Raw genomic sequence first — 18,911 nt, 5'->3', positions numbered from 1 at the left:
AGATCGATGGCCATGACTCCACATGGCATCCGCTTTCGGTCGCTGTCGGCCACACCGCTACCTCGAAGTGTACGAGGCGCTGGTCGTTTCCCATCCGGTTCGGAGAACACCAATGACACAGATACGCCCACTCTCGCGCTCTGAGCTACTGGCTACGGGAGTTCTCGTCATATCCACAGCGATTCTCGTCGCACAGTTCCTGATCGCGACACCGCCCGTTGTCGTGGTCGGAGACGAGCGAATGCGAGCTGGGACTCTCGGGTGGCAGTTCGGGCTCTCTAATGTGATCGTCATCGCTGTTGCAGCGTGTGCCGCCGGAACGAGCGTGACAGCGCTCTTCAACAATACTGATTCGACGTCGACGACCACGGCAGACACCGAGCGCCCGGGCCCATCTACGCAGCAGTCCACCCAAACCAGCAACGAGCTACTGCAGGCCCGTCGGCAGGAGTGGGAGACCATTTCAGAACAGCTTGCGAGCAATGAGGAACTGGTGTACAAAACAGTCCTTGACGCTGACGGCGTCCTGCCACAGAGTGAGATCGTTGACCGGACGGACCTTTCGAAAGCGACCGTCAGCCGTACGCTCGACAGCCTGGAGGCCAAAGACTTCGTTGAGCGCAAGCGGCGTGGAATGGGGAACACGGTATTGCTCACGTAGGCCGTCTGCCGCCGGTCACGTTTTATTGGATCATGGACGGTCCACACCATCGCCTCATTCATTTAGGCTGCTTCCAACAAGCGTCTTCCACAACGCCGGTACCCTCGAAAGGCAGACGTACGTGGACTGGCACGAGGCAGCTTCGGCGGGTGGGATAGCTTCGCCGCCATCGAACCGCACCTCAACGCGCCGACCGAGGACGTTATCGACGACGCGTTCGCCGAAGTCGGGCTGTAGCGCATCTGGTTCTTCGTGCTATCGACGAAAATCGGAAACGGGCATTGTTGAACTCCTCGTTCCCAGACAGTTTGTTGAGGTCGTGCTGAATACAGCGCGTGAATCGGTCACGGATGTTTTCCGAAACGATAGCATAGCGAATCGCTCAATGGCGCAAATTCACTTACTGACTGTCAACACAGATACTCTCTACGGAGCAGAGTTCGATGGCGCCGCCTAGATCAAGAAAACGTACAACAGGCTCAAAACTGTTAGTACGGCACCAATAGAGACAATCGTCTTTGAATCCGCATTCCCCTCGTCAACCGGGAGAATGATGCTGAACCCACCGAACGCGATTAATAATCCCCCTATTAAAACCAGAATTAGTCCAGCCGCTCCTGTGACGGTAAAACTCGTCGCGATCTGAATTGAGCTAATAATGACCGCAAGAAGAGTAGCAAAGAATCCGAGGAACTGAAGCGTCTGCGCCTGGAGATCGCGGAGCCTCGATTCGGAATCGTCCCTTACAGATTCCAGCCGTTCAATAGCTTGGTCAAGCTCATCGTCAAGCTCGGTCTGTGTCTCTCTGATCTCTTTTTGTTCATCTCGGAGTTCTTCTGCGTACTTTTCAAGGAAGACCCGGAACTCGTGTTTCCGATACTCACCGATTCGAAGTGCGTATTTATCCTGTGAGACATCCTCGTCATTAATCGCCTCTCGAATTTTATTGATACCATCATCGTACTGGCCCCGCATTGCCAGGATACGACCGTATGTAGCCTTAAATTTCGGATAGTTTGACTGGTCTATCGCACGTTGGATGTTCCGCTCTGCCTCATCGAGCAGATCGGTCCGACGGTCATCCAGCAGTTCTGCCTTATCCTCTTCTAATGGATAGAGTATGGCTGTCGCGAGACTGTTCGTTACCCCCGGATGAGCCGTGCCGACCCTCTGGACTGCCTCACGGGCGTAATCAATTGCTTTCTGATGGCTATCTGGTGTATTTCTCCGTTTTTCGTAGAGAGCCTGCAGGTGTGGAAACATTGGATGAGGTTCAAATGACTCATGTCTCCTGAGAAGATTATTGAGAATATCGTAATTCTCGTGATGCCGGTGGTAGGTAAAATAGGCAAAGAGCGCTGCAAACTTGATCTCATCCTGTGAGTGATCTGTTTCAGAAAGTTCGGTATCGATTACTTCCTCGACATCATCAATCCGCTCCGGTGCGCTCCGGACTAATTCTGTCAACTGCAACTCCCAGTTACGGTCAGTCTCTCTGGGAAGGCTAGCAAAGAACTCAATCAGGTCGCCAGTTCCCGAACCTCGACTGAGTGCATCGATTCGTTCGCGATTCTCCTCACTGAGAGACATACTTATTACCCATCAAATTCCACATGAACAACACCGATATCATCGGAGGGTTTGAGGCGAGGGTATGCCCGGCATTCAGGGTCTGCCTGTTCGAATGCCCGAAGCGTCTTGATTGCCCGGTCAAGTCCGTTATGCGAGATGTATTGAACCAGTCCCTCCCAGTCAACAAAGACATCATATGTGGGGACAAGCAGTTCAAAACCATCAGTGAAGGCAATTAGCTGTTCAACCTTCTCCTTTGGGATTTCGTCAGTTTGAGCATACTGTACTGCTTCGGGAGTTTGTCCAAGTGTCCAATAGCCGTCCTGCTCGTTCATCATCCGACGATGCTTGATCAGCATGTCATCGACACGCTCACGGACCTCATTGTAAGAGACCGGCTCTGTAGATTCAGCACGGATTGCTTCGATTCGATCAACGACTCGGTTGTCCAAATCCCGTGGTCCTTTACCGAGAACTGGGATCGTACCGTCCGCAGTCTCAAGGACGACGCTGCAATCACCAAGGATGAAATACTCCAGGGTCTCTCCCTGCCATCTAACGATGGCTCCAGCTCCCGATGGTTTCTCGTGTTTCTCAAGCTTCTCTGCTCCGGTAAGCTCCTCAAATCGTTCCGAAACTGCCACGATACTCGCCTCAACTATTTCAGTCAGGGATTTGCCATCTCTAATACGTTGTTGGATCTCTCTGGATAATGTCTCCACGTACCAGCGTCCATCTGATTCAGCATCCGTGTACGTGGCGTCGGTGAGTCCGGTTGCCCCATCAAGCACGATAGCAGCTCCGGTATCAGTCCAGACATGATCTTCGTTCGGAGGAGGACCTGAGACGGTTCGTTGTTCGATATTCATCATATTCCAATTTTCGCACCTCCCCTGAAATAGCTTGCTTGAACGCTGAATGGAAGCCAGAGCTGAATTTATACTATCGGGAGTGAGCAGCTTCGGCACGTTCTCAGGCTGACACTTCTGGATCTCAAATTATAACTATACTGAGTATTTGTTTTGCTTGAACATCGATGGGATGAAATAGACATTCCTCCCGAACGCACCCCCTGTATCTCCCACGACGGTACTGTCAGTCTCTTAGGGATTCAATAGCGTAGGCGACCAGGCGTGGAGACGTTGTACGCGCTCACTCCGAATTATCAACCAACACCCGCTCGGCAGCGACCCGCTGAATCGCCTCACATTCGTGCAGTTCGTGGATATCGTCGTCATAGATTCGGACCACGTAGGCCCGTTCGTCGAACCGTTCGGCAGTCAGATGCACGCCAGCTGGCGTGCCGTCGTCGTCGACCAGCCCGTCACGCTCGAGGTCACGCTTCGGAATCGTCACAACTCCGGAGCCATCGTGATTCTGTAATTTCTGTATCGTTCCCCACCGCGCCCATGGCGTGGATCTTACACGTTGCTACGGGGCACACAGTGTGTACACCTCGTCTTTCTCAGCGCTGACGATTTTACGACGTGGACGGAGCACCTCACGGGCTGTACCCCTACCCATGCCCGATACCAGGGCCGGCGGCGACGAACCGCCGGACAGCGGGGGCGACTCCTCGCGTCGGCCATGGCGCACCGACTGGCGAAACATCGAGGACGTGCATGACGAGCACCCGTGGAGGATGCCGTCGTTGCCCGATCGAACGCGGTGGCACTCCGCCGAGACGTGCACGCTGCAGTTGTCGCACTGCGGACTCATGGCCGACACCTCCCGTCGTCGAGCGGTGGGCAGCGCTGGAGCGGTTCCCCGATGAACTCACCGCAGTAGTCACAGATGCGCCGCTCAGATTCGACTGAACGACTCCTTTCGGGAACCCCCTAAACCGGCGGCTAACTGTCAGAGAACCCTGGAAAATGGGTTTATATGGTATGGGCCGGCGCGAATTCGAATCGCGGTTACGGCCACCCGAAGGCCGAAGGATACCAGGCTACCCCACCGGCCCGTGCGATAGCAACTAGTCCGACGAGTGCTGCGGGTTTAATCGTTGCGAAACGCGAGGCCGTTCTCGGGTCCGATCGATTCAGCCCCCTGGCTCTTCAGGACGCGTGCATCACTTCTCACACCGTCTCGAATCGCGTACGTTCGGACTCTTTCGAGCGGCTCTCTGGGCTGAGGTGGGGGTCGCGTCTCCACCTTCGAGACTCGTCGCGCACGAACAGTACGAACGACAAGGTGGTTCACTACCAAACACCTATATTTGCGAGCGGTTGGATTATCAACCACCGATGCCCTCCACGCTCGAGGCGCCAGTGAGCGTCCAGATGCGGTCCGAATCCCGACGCGATGCAGTGTACCGAACTCTCACGCTCCTTGCGCGTGACTGATGACGGGTCTTGCATCACCACCTGGGGTTGCGACCGTCCTCCTCGTTGGCAGCCCCGAGTGGCTCGCCGAACTCGCTGGACGAATCGAATCAAGCACGGATGCGACGGTCCGAACGGCCGAGACCGCGGAGGAGGCCATCGGGGCGACCGACACTGGCCATGTGGGCTGTGTCGTCACGGCGTATGCGCTCGACGGCGCGACCGGCGTTGACCTCGTCGACCGCATCCGTACCGACGAGTCGACGGTGCCGGTACTCCTCGCGACCGCGAACGGCGACGAAGCCATCGCGAGCGAGGCGATCGGGGCCGGCGTCACAGACTACCTCGTGGTCGACGACCCGGTCGACCAGGCGGTCGAGACGATCCTGGACCGCGTGGAAACCGCGCTCCGTTCGACGCGACAGGCGACGACCCAGCGCGACCGAGCCCGGCAGTTCGACGCCGTGTTCCACGATTCGCAGGCGGCGACGTGGGTGCTCGACCCGGACGGGACGCTCGTGCGGGCGAACGAGCGGGCCTTCGAGATGGTCGACGTCGACGTCGAAGCCGTTCTTGGTGAGTCGTTCTGGTCGCTGCCGTGGTGGTCCCACACCGAGGCGACGCGGAACGACATCCGCCAGCTCGTCACGGCCGCCCGCGACGGGACCTCAGGCAACGCGATCATCTCCGCCCCGTCGAGCAGCGAGTTCGAGCGCGTCATCGACCTCTCCGTACGTCCCGTGGAGAACGCACAGGGCGACCTCGTCTCCATCGTCATCAGGGGCGTCGACATCACCGAGCGGGTCTCGCTGGAGCGCGACCTCCGCCAGTCCGAGGAACTCCACCGGGTAACGCTCAACAACATGACCGACACAGTCCTCATCACCGACGAGGACGGCGAATACACCTACGTTTGCCCGAACGTCCACTTTATCTTCGGGTACACGGCCGACGAGATCCGCGAGAAGGAGACAATCGGCGATCTCCTCGGGGAGGACCTCTTCGACCGCGAGGAACTCGCCGAGACGGGGAGCCTGAAGAACATCGAATGCACGGCGACGGACAAGGCCGGCCGGGAACACACGCTCCTGGTCAACGTCAGAGAGGTCGACATCCAGGGCGGGAAGCTCCTCTACAGCTGCCGTGACATCACGAAGCGGAAACAGCGCGAGGAGGCCTTGGCGACGCTTCAGGAGCTGGCCCGGGGGTTCCTGTACGCGGGCACGCACGACGAGATCGCCCAGCACATCGTCGACGACGCGCCGAGCGTCCTCGACCTCGACGCGACGGCGGTCTACCTGTTCGACGCCGACGCCAACGAACTCCGGCCCGTCACCCGCTCACCGGCGATGCGGAACCTCCACGGGCCGCTCCCGCGGTTGCACGTCGACGGCGACACGCTCCCGGGCTACGGGTTCATCGAGGGGACCACGCTGTTCTTCGACGACGTCCACCAGGCCGACCGACTCGACAACCGCGCCACGGACCTCCGCAGTGCGGGCTACGTCCCGCTGGGCGACCACGGCGTCTTCGTCGCCGGGTCGGCCGACGTCGGCGCGTTCGACGACGTAACCCGGGAGCTCGCCGACCTGCTGGCGGCGACCGCCGAGGCCGCGCTCGACCGCGTCTCGCGCGAGTCACAGCTCCGGGAACAGGACCGACAGCTCCAGCAGCAAAACGAACAGCTCACGACGCTGAACCGCATCAACGAGACGATCCGTGCCATCGACAGGGCCATCGTCCAGGCGGACTCTCGCGACGAGATCGACCACGCGGTCAGCGACCTGCTGGCCAGCGACGAGCGGTTCAGCTTCGTCTGGGTCGGCAGCGTCGACTCGACGACGGAGACGCTCGAACCGCGTGCGTGGGCGGGCGACGAGCAGGGGTATCTCGAGAGCCAGGCGTTCGACGTCGACGCCGACGGCACCGAACCGGCCGGCCGGACCGCGGCGACCGGCGAAGTGACGATGGTGTCGAACGTCGCGACCGATCTCCGGGACGACGCGTGGCGCGCTGACGCCCTCACCCGCGATTTCATGTCGGTGCTGAGCATCCCGCTTGAGTACAACGACCTCACGCACGGCGTCCTGACGGTCTACGCCGACGTCCGCGACGCGTTCGACGAGACTGCCCGTGCCGTCCTGGCCGAACTGGGCGAGACCATCGCCTCCGCCCTCAGCGCCATCGAGCGCAAGAACGCGCTGCTCACGACGTCGGCGACACGCATCGCCTTCGACGTCGACGACGAGACGTTCGTCCTCTCACGGCTGGCGCGGGCGACCGGCACCACCCTCTCCTACCAGGGCGGCGTCCAGCAGACCACCGACGGGAGGTACGTGTTCGTCACCGTCGAGGAGGGTGACATAGACACTGTGGTAGCCGCTGCGACGGAGTTAGCCGACGTCGACGACGTCCGACGCATCAGCGACGGGGGCAACGGTGGCGTCCTCCGTCTGGGGCTCGCGCGGCCGTTCCTCGCACTGGAACTGGCCGATCACGGGGCCGTCGTCCGGGAGGCGACCGCCGACTCGACCTCGGCGACGCTCACCGTCGACGTCCCGGACAGCATCGACGTCAGGACCGTCACGCGGTTGCTGGACGAGGCCTTCGCCGAGATCGCCCTCAAGAGCAAGCAGACGCTCGACCAGGCAGCCGAACACGACGTCTACGAGCGCTTCCTCTCGGCGCTCACCGACCGCCACTCGAGGTCGTACAGACGGCCTACTACAGCGGGTTCTTCGAGTCGCCACGCGAGAGCACCGGAGAGGACGTCGCGGCGATACTCGACATCTCCCCGCCCGCCTTCTACCAGCACGTCCGGACGGTGCAGCGAAAGCTGTTCAGGACCCTCTTCGAGGAGCGGAACGTCTCGGTCCCCACGCGCCACGGGGTTCAATAGTAAACACCCCACCTCGAAGCGTACTTTGGCTCTCAACTACCGGGTATTCAGCTGTCCCGTTCTTCGGTCGACGTGAGTGCCGCGGCCGGCGACTGGCGCTCGTGAACGCACCATGAGAGATGTCACGCAAACCCCCGACGAGGAAACGCCGTACGAGTGTTTCGAGTGCGGTGCCGTCGTCGTCGCAGAGGACAACCCCGATCCTTGCCCGAGCTGCGGTGGCGAGATGCGGAATCGACAGACGCCACTCGAGTGACGATGACGGGCGCTCCCTCACCACCCCTGCACACTTCGGCCCAGCCATGACGGACGTCCAGACTCGCCTCGAGGCACGGCGACCCGTCAGGTACATCGAGGATCCGACGTCCGTGCCGGCGTTCCGGGCCGTCACGCACGTCTGGCACTTCCCCAGCGGGGACGTCCTCCTCGAACGCGAGGAGCGACGCGACTGTCTCCTCCCGGACGTCGACCGCGTCGACGTTCCAGCGAGTGCGGTGAACTGCGTCAACGATGCCGTGGCACTCGAGACGGACACCACTGTCCACGTCTCGGAGGAACCGGGCGGCCTGATAGTAAATGAGTTTGACAGAAAAATAGTGCTCTAGTGAAATAAATTCGAGAAATCACGCGATGTAAGCCCTTCACTCAGTCACAACTATACGATAATTTCGTATAAAATATCGGACTGAATGGATAGCTTTTGGTACGTCGATTTCACTGGTCGATACATGTCCGACGTCAATCCGTACCAGAGCCTGCGGACACAGATCGACGAGGCGGCCGAGTACCTGGACGTCTCCGACGGCCACGTCGAGCGGCTGAAAAATCCCGAGCGAATCCTGGAGACGAACCTTTCCGTCGAGATGGACGACGGCTCCATCGAGGTCTTTCGCGCGTACCGGTCGCAGTTCAACGGCGACCGCGGCCCGTACAAGGGCGGCATCCGCTATCACCCGGAGGTGAGCCGCGACGAGGTCAAGGCGCTCTCCGGGTGGATGGTCTACAAGACGGCCACGAGCGACATCCCTTGGCGGCGGGAAAGGCGGCATCGTCATCGACCCGAGCGAGTACTCCGAGAGCGAGATGGAGCGCATCACGCGCGCCTTCGCGAAGGAACTGACGCCCATGATCGGCGTCGACCGCGACGTGCCCGCGCCCGACGTCAACACGGGCCAGCGCGAGATGAACTGGATCAAGGACACCTACGAGACCATCGAGAACACGACCGAACCCGGCGTGATAACCGGGAAAGACCTCTCCAGTGGCGGCAGCGAGGGCCGCGTCGAAGCGACGGGCCGGTCGACGGTCGTCGCCGCGCGCGAGGCGTTCGATTACCTGGACAAGGACCTTGAAGGCGCGACCGTCGCCGTCCAGGGCTACGGCAACGCCGGGTGGATCGCGGCGAAGCTCATCTACGAGATGGGTGCCGACGTGGTCGCCGTCTCGGACTCCAGCGGTGCCATCTACAACGAGGAGTCGTTCGACCCCGTCGCGGTCAAGGAGTTCAAACGCGAGACTGGGAGCGTCGTCGGCTACCCCGACGCTGCGGCGGAACTCACCAACGACGAGCTGCTGACCCTGGACGTCGACCTGTTGATCCCGGCCGCCCTCGAAAACGCCATCGACGAATCGCTGGCCCGAGATCTCGGCCGACGTCGTCTCGGAGGCGGCGAACGGTCCCATCACGCCCGCGGCCGACGAGATTCTCAGCGACGACGACGTCCTCGTCGTCCCGGACATCCTCGCCAACGCCGGCGGCGTCGTCGTCTCGTACTTCGAGTGGGTGCAGAACCGCCAGCGCTTCTACTGGTCCGAAGAGCGCGTCAACGAGGAACTCGACGCGACCATCGTCGAGCAGTTCTGGAACCTCGTCGAGGCCTACGAGGATCGGTCCCTGCCGTCGCTCCGGACCGCCGCCTACGTCGTCGCGCTCGAACGGGTTCTCGACGCCAGCGACCAGACCGGGACCTGGCCCTAATCCCCCCGCTCGGTCGCTCGACACCTCGTTTGCCGTCCAACTCACCGCCGATTCTGCCGATAATTACCGCTCAAGCCACGTTCCCTGTGTCGTCGAACAGTCCATCGAACATCCCGGTCCGAGACGCCGACGGACAGAAGATATTTATCATATCGGAGTTACTCACGAACTGAGTAACTAATGACGATCCTCGTCACTGGGGGCGACGGCTACCTCGGCTGGCCGGCGGCCCTGCGGATCGCGGACCGGACCGACGACAGAGTAATTCTCGTGGACAACTTCGCCCGCCGCGAGTGGGTCGAAGAGGTCGGCGCGACCAGCGCCACGCCGGTCGCCAGCATCGACGAGCGCCTGGAGGCCGCCCGCGAGGTCCACGGCCTGTCGAACCTCTCCTTCGTCGAGGGCGACCTCGTCGAGAAGTCCTTCGTCGACGAGCTGCTCGCGGTCCACGAACCCGACGTCGTGGTCCACGCGGCCGCCCAGCCCTCCGCGCCGTACTCGCAGATCAACGGCGAGCGGGCCAACTACACCCAGCACAACAACCTGCAGGCGACGCGCAACCTACTGTGGGGCTTAGAAGAGCACGACCTCACCGACACGCACTTCGTCGAGACGACGACGACCGGCGTGTACGGCGCGCCCGAGTTCCCCATCCCCGAGGGCGGCGCGACGATGGAGAACCAGGGCGAGCGCGACGACGTGCCGTTCCCGGCGATGGCGGGTAGCTGGTACCATCTCACGAAATCGCACGACGCGGCCAACATGCGCCTCGCGCACAAGCAGTTCGACATCCCCGTCTCGGACGTCCGGACGGCCATCGTCTACGGGACCGAGACCGAGGAGACCCGCGCGGACGACGCGCTCAAGACCCGCTTCGACTTCGACTACTACTTCGGCACTGTCGGCCACCGCTTCGCCGCGCAGGCCGTCGCCGGCTACCCCGTGACTGTCTACGGCAAGGGCGAGCAGCGAAAGCCGTTCATTTCGCTCGAAGACGCCGTCGAGGGGCTGGCTCAGGTCGCGCTCGTCGATCCCGACGACCGGCCCGAGGGCCTGACCGTCTACAACCAGGTCACGCGTGCCATCAGCATCGTCGAAATCGCCGAGACCATCGCCGAGGTGGGCGACGAGTTCGACCTCGACGTGGCCGTCGAGCACTTCGAGAACCCCCGCGACGAGGACGAGACCCACAAGATGGAGATCGAGAACGACCGCTACGCCGCCCTCATCGGCGGCCAGTCCCAGACCTTCGAGGAGGGCGTGCGGGACATCTTCGGGACGCTGACCCGCTACGCCGACACCATCGAGGCCCACGAGGACCGCTTCCTCCCGGGCGTGCTCAGCGAGGACTGACCGATGGACGTGCTGGTCACCGGGGCGTGTGGGTACATCGGCAGCGCGCTGTTGCCCCTGTTGCGCGACGACGACCGCGTCGACCGCGTGGTCGTCCTCGACAGCCTCGACTCGGGGTCGCCACGCGCCCTGCTGGGCACCCTGGGCGAGGACCTGGACTTCCGCCGGGGCGACGTCCGCGAGTACGGCGACGTCGAGAGCGCGATGCGCGGCGTCGACCGCGTCGTCCACCTCGCGGCTATCACCGGCGCGGCGAGCACCCACGACCGCCGCGAGGAGACCTTCGCGGTGAACTACGACGGCACCGAGAACGTCCTGACCGCGGCGGGCAAACTCGGCGTCGACCACGTCGTCTTCGCCTCCTCGTGTAACGTCTACGGCCGCGCGACCAGCACCGACATCGACGAGACGGTCGACCCCGACCCCATCAACCCCTACGCGGAGTCGAAACTCGAGTCCGAGACGCTCCTCTCCGAGTACTGCGAGGAGTTCGACATGACCGGCACCTCCCTGCGGATGGCGACCAACTACGGCTACTCGCCGGGTGTCCGGTTCAACCTCGTGGTCAACTACTTCGTCTTCCGCGCGCTGACTGGCCGGCCGCTGACCGTCTACGGCGACGGCTCGAACTGGCGCCCGTTCGTCCATGTACGAGACGCGGCACGCGCGTACGCTGACGCCGTGTTACATCCCGAGACGTGGGACGAGTGGGTGTACAACGTCGGCTCCGAGGACGGCAACTACCGCGTCGCGGAGATTGCTGACATCGTGGCCGACGAGGTGGCACCCGTCGACGTGACCTATCTCGAAGACGAGCATCCGGGCCCGTCGTATCACGTCAACTTCGACCGCCTCGCGAGTACCGGCTTCGAGACCGAATGGACGCTCCGCGAGGGCGTCCGCGACCTTGCAGCGGAGTTCACCAATGCCTAACGGAGATATCGAGACGCCACACGTTGCAGTGACCGGTGCGGCCGGCTACATCGGCAGCCGCGTCGTCCACGACCTGCAGGAACAGTACCCCGAGTGGGAGCTGACCGCGCTGGACAACTTCTACCGCGGCCAGGTTCGGTCGATCGGTGACGTCGACGTCGAGCACGTCGACATCCGGAACCGCGACCGCCTGGAACGAACGCTCTCCGGCGCGGACATCGTCATGCACCTCGCTGCCGTCTCCGGCGTAGACGACTGCGACGAACAACGTGACCTCGCCTACGAGGTCAACGTCCAGGGGACCGAGAACGTCGCCTGGTTCTGCCGGAAGACCGGTGCCGGGCTGATATTCCCGTTCTCGATGGCGGTCCTCGGCGACCCCCAGGAGTTCCCGCTGACCGTCGACCACCCGCGCGATCCGATGAACTGGTACGGGCGGACCAAACTGCTCAACGAACGCGCCATCGAGGACTTCGCCGACGGTGCGTTCCCCGCCCACCAGTTCATGATCTCGAACCTCTACGGCGACCACGAGATCGACGGCGACCGCATCTCGAAAGGGACCGTGATCAACTTCTTCCTCTCCCGGGCGCTGGCCGGCGAGACGCTGACCGTCTACGAACCGGGCACGCAGTCGCGGAACTTCGTCCACGTGAAAGACGTGGCCAGAGCGTACGTCCGGAGTGGGGAACGCATGTTGGAGCAGCTCGAAGCCGGTTCCACCGGCACCGAGAAGTACGAGATCGCGAGCGACGAAGACCCCGGCGTCCACACGGTCGCTCACATGGTTCGAGACGCCGCAGCCGAGCGCAACTTGGACTGTGACGTCGAACTGGTCGAGAATCCGCGCGCGGGGGAGGAGACGCTCGTCGACTCGTTCGAGGTGGATACGACTCGAGCGCACGACCGACTCGGCTGGGAACCCGAACAGACTGTCACGTCGACGATCGAGGCGGTCCTCGACGACGAACTCAGTTGACGGAGGCCCGTCGTTAGTTCTCGAGCGCGCCGAGATGAAACGGCTATCGGCGGCCAGTCTCTCAGCCACGGTCTCGGCGATATTCTGCTCTTGCTCAGCATCCCGTGAACACCCCCACCCCGTCGGCCGCGCATAGCGGTCTGAGGCGATCAGGGTCGATGGTCGGGGTTCGGCGAGCGGAACTCTGATACACTCTTGCGATATCACGTTGAGACTTCGACAAGAGTTTTAGCACCCGGCGGACCAACAGGGGAGCATGAAGGCTGTCGTACTCGCCGCTGGAGAGGGAACGCGACTTCGCCCACTGACCGAAGACAAGCCGAAAGGGATGGTCGAAGTCGCCGGAAACCCATCCTCGCTCACTGTTTCGAACAGCTCATCGACCTCGGCGCGGACGAACTCCTGGTCGTGGTCGGCTACAAGAAACAGGCCATCATCAACCACTTCGAGGACGAGTTCGAGGGCGTCCCCATCACGTACACCCACCAGCGCGAGCAGAACGGGCTGGCACATGCGCTGATCACCTGCGAGGAGCACATCGACGACGACTTCATGCTGATGCTCGGGGACAACATCTTCCAGGCGAACCTCCAGGATGTCGTCAACCGCCAGCAGGAAGACCGGGCCGACGCCGCCTTCCTCGTCGAGGAGGTGCCCTGGGACGAGGCGAGCCGCTATGGCGTCTGTGACACCAACAAGTACGGCGAGATAACCGAGGTCATCGAGAAGCCCGAGGACCCGCCGTCGAATCTCGTGATGACCGGCTTCTACACGTTCACGCCGGCGATCTTCCACGCCTGTCATCTGGTGCAGCCGTCGAACCGCGGCGAGTACGAAATTTCGGACGCCATCGACCTCCTGCTCCACTCCGGCCGCACGATCGATGCGATTCGGATGAACGGCTGGCGCAACGACATCGGCTATCCGGAGGACCGCGACGAAGCCGAGGAGCGGTTGCAGGGCGAAATCAATCCCGAACTGGCAGCCGAGAATCTCGCCGCGAGCGAGTGAGCCGTGATAGAAGACTACCTTCTTCGATAAGTTCGGGCATGCCGTGCAAGGGCCCCGTCCTCGTCCGTGAGATCTGGCTCGGAACTCTTTTATCCGGTTGGTAACACAACTCCCACAATGAGGACCGGTTGGCGGTATCGACTCATCGCTATCCTGGGTGCAAGCGGGATTGTCGTAGCCGCCGTTGCAGTGGCGAATGCAGCAGTCGTCCAGTCCGTGCTGACCTCGCTCCCGATCGTTGCTCGACTGGAACCGACGACGCTGAGCCTTGTGGGCCTCCGAGACGAACTCGTCACCACACTGGTCATCGTCCTCGGTGCGCTGTGGCCACTGTTCAAGCCGCGTCCACGCCGGATTCTCGACGTCATCTCGCTGGCACAGAAGCGCGTCCTGGTGGCTGCGGCACTGTTGGCGACGATCGGGTACTTCGACTGGTCGACGCGGTTACCGCGGCCGACGCTCATCGGGGTGACGGTTCTCCTCACACTTGCACTGCCGCTGTGGTTCGTCTACATCCGACAGCGGCCACAGTCGTCTTCACGTGCAATACTGGTTGGCGACGATTCGGAAACGATGGAAAAGCTGTTCGAAGCAGCCGAGGTGCCGATACTCGGGTTCGTCGCCCCACCCAGTGTTCAGGTAACCGAGAGTAGACTCCCGGATGGTGGGGTGCTCGTGGACTCCACTGAACGACTCACGCGTCTCGGTGGACTCTCACGACTGTCCGAAATTCTGGTCGAGTACGACGTCGACACCGTCCTGCTTGGCTTCCAGCGACCCGACCGACAGGAGTTCTTCGGCGCTATCGCGACCTGTTACGAACACGGCGTTCAGGCGAAAGTCCACCGAGGGCACGCCGATAGCGTCCTCGTGACGAACGCCGCCGGCAGTGATATCGTCGAGACGGACCTCGAACCGTGGGACTGGCAGGATTACGTGGCGAAACGCATCTTTGACGTCGTTTTCGCTGCTGTCGGATTGATCGGCCTGTCACCGCTACTTCTCGTCATCGCAGTCAGCATCAAACTCGACTCCTCCGGCCCGGTTCTTTACAGCCAGCGCCGAACTGCGGAGTTCGGGGAGACCTTCGACGTCTACAAGTTCCGCAGCATGGTGGCTGACGCCGAGGCAGACACGGGTGTGAAACTGAGCGAAGAAGACGCCGGGGGAACCGACCCGCGGGTCACGGCTGTCGGCAGCGTCCTTCGCCGGACCCACCTCGACGAGATCCCCCAGCTCTGGTCGATACTCGTCGGCGACATGAGTGTGGTCGGCCCGCGGCCGGAGCGTCCGGAACTGGACACCGACATCGAGTCTGACGTCGACGAGTGGCGGAGTCGCTGGTTCGTCAAACCGGGCCTCACCGGGCTCGCACAGATCAACGACGTTACCGGCCACAATCCGGAGGAGAAACTTCGATACGACATCGAGTACATTCGCCGGCAGTCCGTCTGGTTCGACATGAAAATCGTCATCAGAGAGATCTACAGCGTCGGTCTCGACGTGCTTTCGATAGTCTCCCACGTCTGACGACGAATGAGCCATCGGAGGGAGGTTCGACAGACAATTGCTCGTACAGAATGGAAAGACCAATACATAGGCTGTGTAAGAAGTGACGTATGACCGATCCGGAGGAATCTGCAGGACTCATCGACGACGAGGGGAAACTCCTCGGACTCGTCAACGTCGTCGACCTCCTCGTCGTCTTGCTCGTTCTTGCGGTCGGCGTCGCGGGAGTGGCGCTGGTTCAATCGAGTGGCGGGAACTCTGGAGCGAGCGAATCGGAAACGACGCGATACGCGACCTTGTCGTACTCGGCGCCGCTCTCGAGCGACGCGGCACTCCTTGACACTGACGATACGGTAACGCCGCCAGGGGCGGACACGACGTTCACGGTCGTCGACGTGTACCGGAGTTTCACGACCGACGGCCAGACCCACGTCCTGACTCGGGTGGCGTACAACGGCACACCATCGGGAACTGACGGTCGACTGTACGGTGGCGATGATACGAGTCTCTCGACGGGTTCCTACCGCGTCTCTGCCCATGCCCTCGCGGTGAACCAAACAGCTACCGACATCCCGACCACGCGTGTGTCCGTCGTCCTCAGTGCGAACGTGACGGATGCGACGGCCCGTGCGCTCGAACCCGGGCAGGAGGCCACCATCGGTGACGAAACCGTCGCGACGATCGAAACGGTGACCGAACGCTCGCGAACAGAGCACCGACGTCAGTTACTGGTGGGCGTCGAACTCGTGGCCTGGGACGCGGAACCGGTGCCACAGTTCGCCGGCGGAGCGCTACGGGTGGACAACGACGTGACTATCGTGACGGAAACCACCACCCTTCACGGACAAGTCTACACGGTCGGAACGACGAATGTGTCGGTCGGCACGTAGGCCCCACATCATACGTAACCGATGAATTCCACGGAGATCTACGAAGCCTCGTCGGTCAAGCAACTCGCAGACCTGGCTCGCTCATTCCAGGAGGGCCTCGAGGCGAGTTATCACTACTCCAGCATCGGGCACGGTATCGACACACTCGGCCACTTCGTTCGCGAGTCGTATCTCTTCCGGTGGCTGACCGCGGAACCGGAACCCGACGTCATCGTCATCGACCTGCGCGAGACGGTGACTGTCGGCCCCTTTCTCGCGGTTCTCGAGAGACTCGTCCCTGTTGTGGGACGAGCCTGGGAATCTTCGCGAATCCAGACTCTCGTCGGTACCACGGCGCAGGATTTCAGGACCCAGCCAATCCGGTTCGTCAGTCTCGCGCTCGTCGTCGCACTCGCGGTGCGCACGCTCCTCGCTCTGGTAACAGCGACGGTGACGCCGCTCGAATTGAGTCTCCGTGTCGCTGTGCTCTTGCTCGCAGTCGTCGGTACCCAGGTACGGTATTCGTGGGCCGAACTGACCGAGACGCGAGCGTACGCCCTCGCAGTTGCGCTGCTGGCACCGCCTGAAATTCCTGCTGACGACGACGGGATGGAGTCAGAAATGAGCGAACGGCAGCCTCGAACACGGTAACACAGTCGTCGCTGACCGATGTCGGTGGGGCCGAATAAATCGAAAGCTGAACGCCCGTCTATTCGATCTCGATACTCCGCGCGGGCTCGACCTCACGCTTCGGGAGCGTAACGGTCAGGACCCCGTTGGACAACCTCGCGTGGACGTCCTCGGCCTGGACTTCCTCGGGCAGGCGGATCGACCGCTTGGTGGTCGCGTGGCGTCGCTCCTGACGGAGGAAGTCGCCGCTCTCTTCGTCCATCTCCTCGCTGTGTTCGGCCTCGATCCGGAGCGTGTGGTCGGTGACGTTGATGCTGATCTCGTCGCGCTCGAACCCTGGCAGGTCGACGGTGGCGACGAACTCCTCGTCGCGTTCGACGAGGTCGATGGCCATCGACTTGGTCTCGGGCATCCAGTTGGCGAGGGGACCTTCTGTCTCCCACGATTGCGATGCCTCGTCGAACTGGCGGCTCATGCGTTCGAACAGTCGTTCGAGTTCCTCGAAGGGGTTGCTGTGTGTACTCATGGTCTTGGCCTCCACCAGTGAGATTGGATATTTGACAGGAAAGTTCTATCGATTCCACTGACTGTCCCGGCTTGCCGGACCCTGATTTGTCACCCCTCGCCGCCGGCGTGCGCGAACGACTTATTATTCAACCGATTGATAGTACGGGTATGCGAGAGACGTACGTCGACCAGCTCATGTCCCGGCCGATAGAGACCGTCGAGTCGGGGACGCCGGTCACAGAGGCGGCAGCGCGGCTCATCGAACAGGACGTCGGCGCGGTCATCGTCGCCGACGCGGATCGCCTGGCGGGCATCCTCACGGCGACAGACTTCGTCCAGATGATTCGGGACGGTGCAGTGTCGCCGGACGCCACCGTCGGCGAGTTTATGCACACCGACGTGGTGACGACGACGAAGAGCCGGCCGGTCAGCGAGGTGGCCGCGAAGATGCTCGACCACGGTATCCACCACGTCCCGGTGGTCGAGGGCGACGAGGTCGTCGGCATCATCACGACGATGGACCTGACCGCGCACCTCTCGCGGTCGCTCAGCGCCTGAGAGGCGTTCGCGATGTCTTCGGGGCATCTTCCGAGTCACTCGATCGCTGGATGGGGCGATGCTCGCAGTGTCGCACTCCCGTCCTGGTGTTCGGTAAGGGCTATATCGCCCCCGAACGCGGCGAGCAGGTCGAGGTTCGTCCTGACGTGGTCGGTCACTCGCGGGAGACGGACGCGCCCGCCCGCCAGCGCGAGGAACACCATCACCTGGTCGGCCATGTGCTCGTCGACCGGGGCGCCGGTTTCGTGAAGGGCGACGAACCGCTCGACGGCTCCCTCCGCGACTGCCTCCGACGTGCGGCCCCGCTCACCGAGCGCGTCGACGCCCGTCATCGTATGCTCGTACACCCCACGAAGCAGGAGCGACGACCCCGGCGATCGCGTCTCGGGGTAGGCCACGCGCTGCACCTCGGTTGTGAACCCCGCTTCCTCGAGCTCGTCTTTCGCGTGGGCCGCCTGTCTGGCTGCGACGTTCCGGTCTTCGAGGACCGCAGCCGCCGTCGAGTAGACGTCGACGCGCTCCAGGGCTCCGCGCCGGTCGAGTTCGATGGGTGCGAGCGTCGAGGGAGTCGTCCGCAGGACCGCCCGACCACCGCCGGCAGGGTAAAACCCCGTCGCGAGCAGGTCGATGTCGGCCTCAAGCCCCCACCGGGACAGCAGCGGGAGTTTCACCCAGCGGTGGTAGCCGACCGTCGGTGACCACTTCACGTCGGTCCCGCCCGAGACGGTCAGGAGCAGCGGTTCGTCGGTGGTGACGGCGATTGGAAGGACCGTGTCGAACAGGAGCGTCACGCTGCCGGCGGTGCCGATGTCCGTCGCCACCGCCGACCGACGGTCGTCGCCGGGCCGGAAGGTCACCGTGTCCGAATCCAGGTCGGCCCCGTCGACCGCTGCCCCACACAGGTCGGCGACGACTTCCACGGCCGCGAGGTGCTGTGGCTTGAGGCCAGGGTCGGGCCGGGACCCGCGGACGTTCTCGATGCGAAACGGCGCGTCGGTGACGACCGAGAGACTCAGGGCTGTCCGGAGGAGTGGCCGCCGCCCTCGGAACCGTCTATCGTGCGCATCGTCCCCGACTGCTGGCTGGTCGGGTCGCCATTGAACGGCCAGTGACGTGACGAGTACGGCG

At 62.3% G+C, this 18,911-nt stretch carries 16 protein-coding genes, 1 tRNA gene and 4 pseudogenes; 15 read left to right on the top strand and 6 right to left on the bottom strand.

Going from position 1 to position 18,911, the window contains the following annotated elements; genetic code table 11:
• Positions 1 to 112: 112 nt before the first annotated feature.
• Both P1N55_RS09565 and P1N55_RS09560 read left to right on the top strand, forming a co-directional pair.
• On the top strand, positions 113 to 661 hold the full coding sequence (locus tag P1N55_RS09565) for a helix-turn-helix transcriptional regulator (RefSeq protein WP_276275412.1): 549 nt from the start codon (positions 113 to 115) through the stop codon (positions 659 to 661).
• A gap of 144 nt (positions 662 to 805) precedes the next feature.
• A pseudogene (locus tag P1N55_RS09560) lies at positions 806 to 898 on the top strand (site-specific integrase); the annotation flags it as partial.
• Between the two features lie 216 nt (positions 899 to 1,114).
• On the opposite strand, the gene P1N55_RS09555 reads toward P1N55_RS09560, so the two are convergent.
• The 4 genes from P1N55_RS09555 to P1N55_RS09540 all read right to left on the bottom strand — a co-directional run bounded on the left by P1N55_RS09555 (position 1,115) and on the right by P1N55_RS09540 (position 4,196).
• Positions 1,115 to 2,251, bottom strand: a complete 1,137-nt coding sequence (locus P1N55_RS09555; RefSeq protein ID WP_276275411.1) for a hypothetical protein — start codon at positions 2,249 to 2,251, stop codon at positions 1,115 to 1,117.
• A 5-nt stretch (positions 2,252 to 2,256) separates the two neighbouring features.
• Positions 2,257 to 3,105 carry a protein phosphatase 2C domain-containing protein gene (locus P1N55_RS09550; RefSeq protein ID WP_276275410.1) on the bottom strand — a complete coding sequence of 283 codons (849 nt, stop codon included), beginning with the start codon at positions 3,103 to 3,105 and terminating at the stop codon, positions 2,257 to 2,259.
• 280 nt (positions 3,106 to 3,385) lie between these two features.
• On the bottom strand, positions 3,386 to 3,589 hold the full coding sequence (locus P1N55_RS09545; protein WP_276275409.1) for a hypothetical protein: 204 nt from the start codon (positions 3,587 to 3,589) through the stop codon (positions 3,386 to 3,388).
• Positions 3,590 to 4,123: 534 nt separating this feature from the next.
• Positions 4,124 to 4,196: transfer RNA gene (locus tag P1N55_RS09540), tRNA-Pro, on the bottom strand.
• A 381-nt stretch (positions 4,197 to 4,577) separates the two neighbouring features.
• Here P1N55_RS09540 and P1N55_RS09535 point away from each other — a divergent pair.
• From P1N55_RS09535 to P1N55_RS09485, 11 genes and pseudogenes are all read left to right on the top strand, one after another.
• Positions 4,578 to 7,456, top strand: a pseudogene (locus P1N55_RS09535) (bacterio-opsin activator domain-containing protein).
• Between the two features lie 112 nt (positions 7,457 to 7,568).
• A complete protein-coding gene (locus tag P1N55_RS09530; protein WP_276275408.1) occupies positions 7,569 to 7,712 on the top strand; it encodes a rubrerythrin-like domain-containing protein in 144 nt (47 codons plus the stop codon).
• Between the two features lie 46 nt (positions 7,713 to 7,758).
• The gene (locus tag P1N55_RS09525) at positions 7,759 to 8,061 is read left to right on the top strand and encodes a hypothetical protein (protein ID WP_276275407.1); all 303 of its coding nucleotides are present in this window, start codon (positions 7,759 to 7,761) and stop codon (positions 8,059 to 8,061) included.
• A gap of 123 nt (positions 8,062 to 8,184) precedes the next feature.
• Positions 8,185 to 9,434: pseudogene (locus P1N55_RS09520) on the top strand (Glu/Leu/Phe/Val family dehydrogenase).
• A 180-nt stretch (positions 9,435 to 9,614) separates the two neighbouring features.
• Positions 9,615 to 10,787 (top strand): NAD-dependent epimerase/dehydratase family protein, encoded by a 1,173-nt coding sequence (locus P1N55_RS09515; RefSeq protein WP_276275406.1) that lies wholly within the window; start codon positions 9,615 to 9,617, stop codon positions 10,785 to 10,787.
• A 3-nt stretch (positions 10,788 to 10,790) separates the two neighbouring features.
• Entirely contained in the window at positions 10,791 to 11,720 is a 930-nt protein-coding gene (locus P1N55_RS09510; protein WP_276275405.1) for an NAD-dependent epimerase/dehydratase family protein, read from the top strand.
• Positions 11,713 to 12,699, top strand: a complete 987-nt coding sequence (locus tag P1N55_RS09505; RefSeq protein ID WP_276275404.1) for an NAD-dependent epimerase/dehydratase family protein — start codon at positions 11,713 to 11,715, stop codon at positions 12,697 to 12,699. Before P1N55_RS09510 ends, P1N55_RS09505 begins: the two co-directional genes overlap by 8 nt.
• Before the next feature lie 256 nt (positions 12,700 to 12,955).
• Positions 12,956 to 13,710 (top strand): annotated as a pseudogene (gene aglF / locus P1N55_RS09500) (UTP--glucose-1-phosphate uridylyltransferase AglF).
• Between the two features lie 117 nt (positions 13,711 to 13,827).
• The gene (locus P1N55_RS09495) at positions 13,828 to 15,240 is read left to right on the top strand and encodes a sugar transferase (RefSeq protein ID WP_276275403.1); all 1,413 of its coding nucleotides are present in this window, start codon (positions 13,828 to 13,830) and stop codon (positions 15,238 to 15,240) included.
• 89 nt (positions 15,241 to 15,329) lie between these two features.
• The gene (locus tag P1N55_RS09490) at positions 15,330 to 16,109 is read left to right on the top strand and encodes a DUF4330 family protein (protein ID WP_276278651.1); all 780 of its coding nucleotides are present in this window, start codon (positions 15,330 to 15,332) and stop codon (positions 16,107 to 16,109) included.
• A 21-nt stretch (positions 16,110 to 16,130) separates the two neighbouring features.
• Entirely contained in the window at positions 16,131 to 16,739 is a 609-nt protein-coding gene (locus tag P1N55_RS09485) for a hypothetical protein (protein ID WP_276278650.1), read from the top strand.
• Between the two features lie 58 nt (positions 16,740 to 16,797).
• On the opposite strand, the gene P1N55_RS09480 is transcribed toward P1N55_RS09485, so the two are convergent.
• On the bottom strand, positions 16,798 to 17,244 hold the full coding sequence (locus tag P1N55_RS09480; RefSeq protein WP_276278649.1) for an Hsp20/alpha crystallin family protein: 447 nt from the start codon (positions 17,242 to 17,244) through the stop codon (positions 16,798 to 16,800).
• A 149-nt stretch (positions 17,245 to 17,393) separates the two neighbouring features.
• On the opposite strand from P1N55_RS09480, the gene P1N55_RS09475 reads away from it, so the two are divergent.
• The gene (locus P1N55_RS09475) at positions 17,394 to 17,783 is read left to right on the top strand and encodes a CBS domain-containing protein (RefSeq protein ID WP_276278648.1); all 390 of its coding nucleotides are present in this window, start codon (positions 17,394 to 17,396) and stop codon (positions 17,781 to 17,783) included.
• A 35-nt stretch (positions 17,784 to 17,818) separates the two neighbouring features.
• Here the strand turns inward: P1N55_RS09475 and rtcA are convergent, their stop codons facing one another.
• Positions 17,819 to 18,763 (bottom strand): RNA 3'-terminal phosphate cyclase, encoded by a 945-nt coding sequence (rtcA, locus tag P1N55_RS09470; RefSeq protein WP_276278702.1) that lies wholly within the window; start codon positions 18,761 to 18,763, stop codon positions 17,819 to 17,821.
• Here rtcA and P1N55_RS09465 point away from each other — a divergent pair.
• Complete coding sequence (locus tag P1N55_RS09465; protein WP_276278647.1) at positions 18,713 to 18,895, top strand: hypothetical protein; 183 nt, start codon at positions 18,713 to 18,715, stop codon at positions 18,893 to 18,895. The two genes, rtcA and P1N55_RS09465, sit on opposite strands and share 51 nt — an antisense overlap.
• Positions 18,896 to 18,911: the final 16 nt, after the last annotated feature.

This window comes from Haloarcula regularis, assembly GCF_029338315.1.
In the GTDB taxonomy this organism is placed as follows: Archaea; Halobacteriota; Halobacteria; order Halobacteriales; family Haloarculaceae; genus Haloarcula; species Haloarcula regularis.
This window is presented reverse-complemented; position numbering and strand designations above follow the sequence as displayed.

Bases quoted from the DNA above. Each gene is read 5' to 3' on its own strand.
- P1N55_RS09515 (WP_276275406.1), top strand. From the start codon at position 9,615: ATGACGATCCTCGTCACTGGGGGCGACGGCTACCTCGGCTGGCCGGCG.
- P1N55_RS09485 (WP_276278650.1), top strand. From the start codon at position 16,131: ATGAATTCCACGGAGATCTACGAAGCCTCGTCGGTCAAGCAACTCGCA.
- P1N55_RS09495 (WP_276275403.1), top strand. From the start codon at position 13,828: ATGAGGACCGGTTGGCGGTATCGACTCATCGCTATCCTGGGTGCAAGC.
- P1N55_RS09480 (WP_276278649.1), bottom strand. From the start codon at position 17,244: ATGAGTACACACAGCAACCCCTTCGAGGAACTCGAACGACTGTTCGAA.
- P1N55_RS09475 (WP_276278648.1), top strand. From the start codon at position 17,394: ATGCGAGAGACGTACGTCGACCAGCTCATGTCCCGGCCGATAGAGACC.
- P1N55_RS09510 (WP_276275405.1), top strand. From the start codon at position 10,791: ATGGACGTGCTGGTCACCGGGGCGTGTGGGTACATCGGCAGCGCGCTG.
- P1N55_RS09530 (WP_276275408.1), top strand. From the start codon at position 7,569: ATGAGAGATGTCACGCAAACCCCCGACGAGGAAACGCCGTACGAGTGT.
- P1N55_RS09565 (WP_276275412.1), top strand. From the start codon at position 113: ATGACACAGATACGCCCACTCTCGCGCTCTGAGCTACTGGCTACGGGA.
- P1N55_RS09550 (WP_276275410.1), bottom strand. From the start codon at position 3,105: ATGATGAATATCGAACAACGAACCGTCTCAGGTCCTCCTCCGAACGAA.
- P1N55_RS09490 (WP_276278651.1), top strand. From the start codon at position 15,330: ATGACCGATCCGGAGGAATCTGCAGGACTCATCGACGACGAGGGGAAA.
- P1N55_RS09505 (WP_276275404.1), top strand. From the start codon at position 11,713: ATGCCTAACGGAGATATCGAGACGCCACACGTTGCAGTGACCGGTGCG.
- P1N55_RS09555 (WP_276275411.1), bottom strand. From the start codon at position 2,251: ATGTCTCTCAGTGAGGAGAATCGCGAACGAATCGATGCACTCAGTCGA.
- P1N55_RS09525 (WP_276275407.1), top strand. From the start codon at position 7,759: ATGACGGACGTCCAGACTCGCCTCGAGGCACGGCGACCCGTCAGGTAC.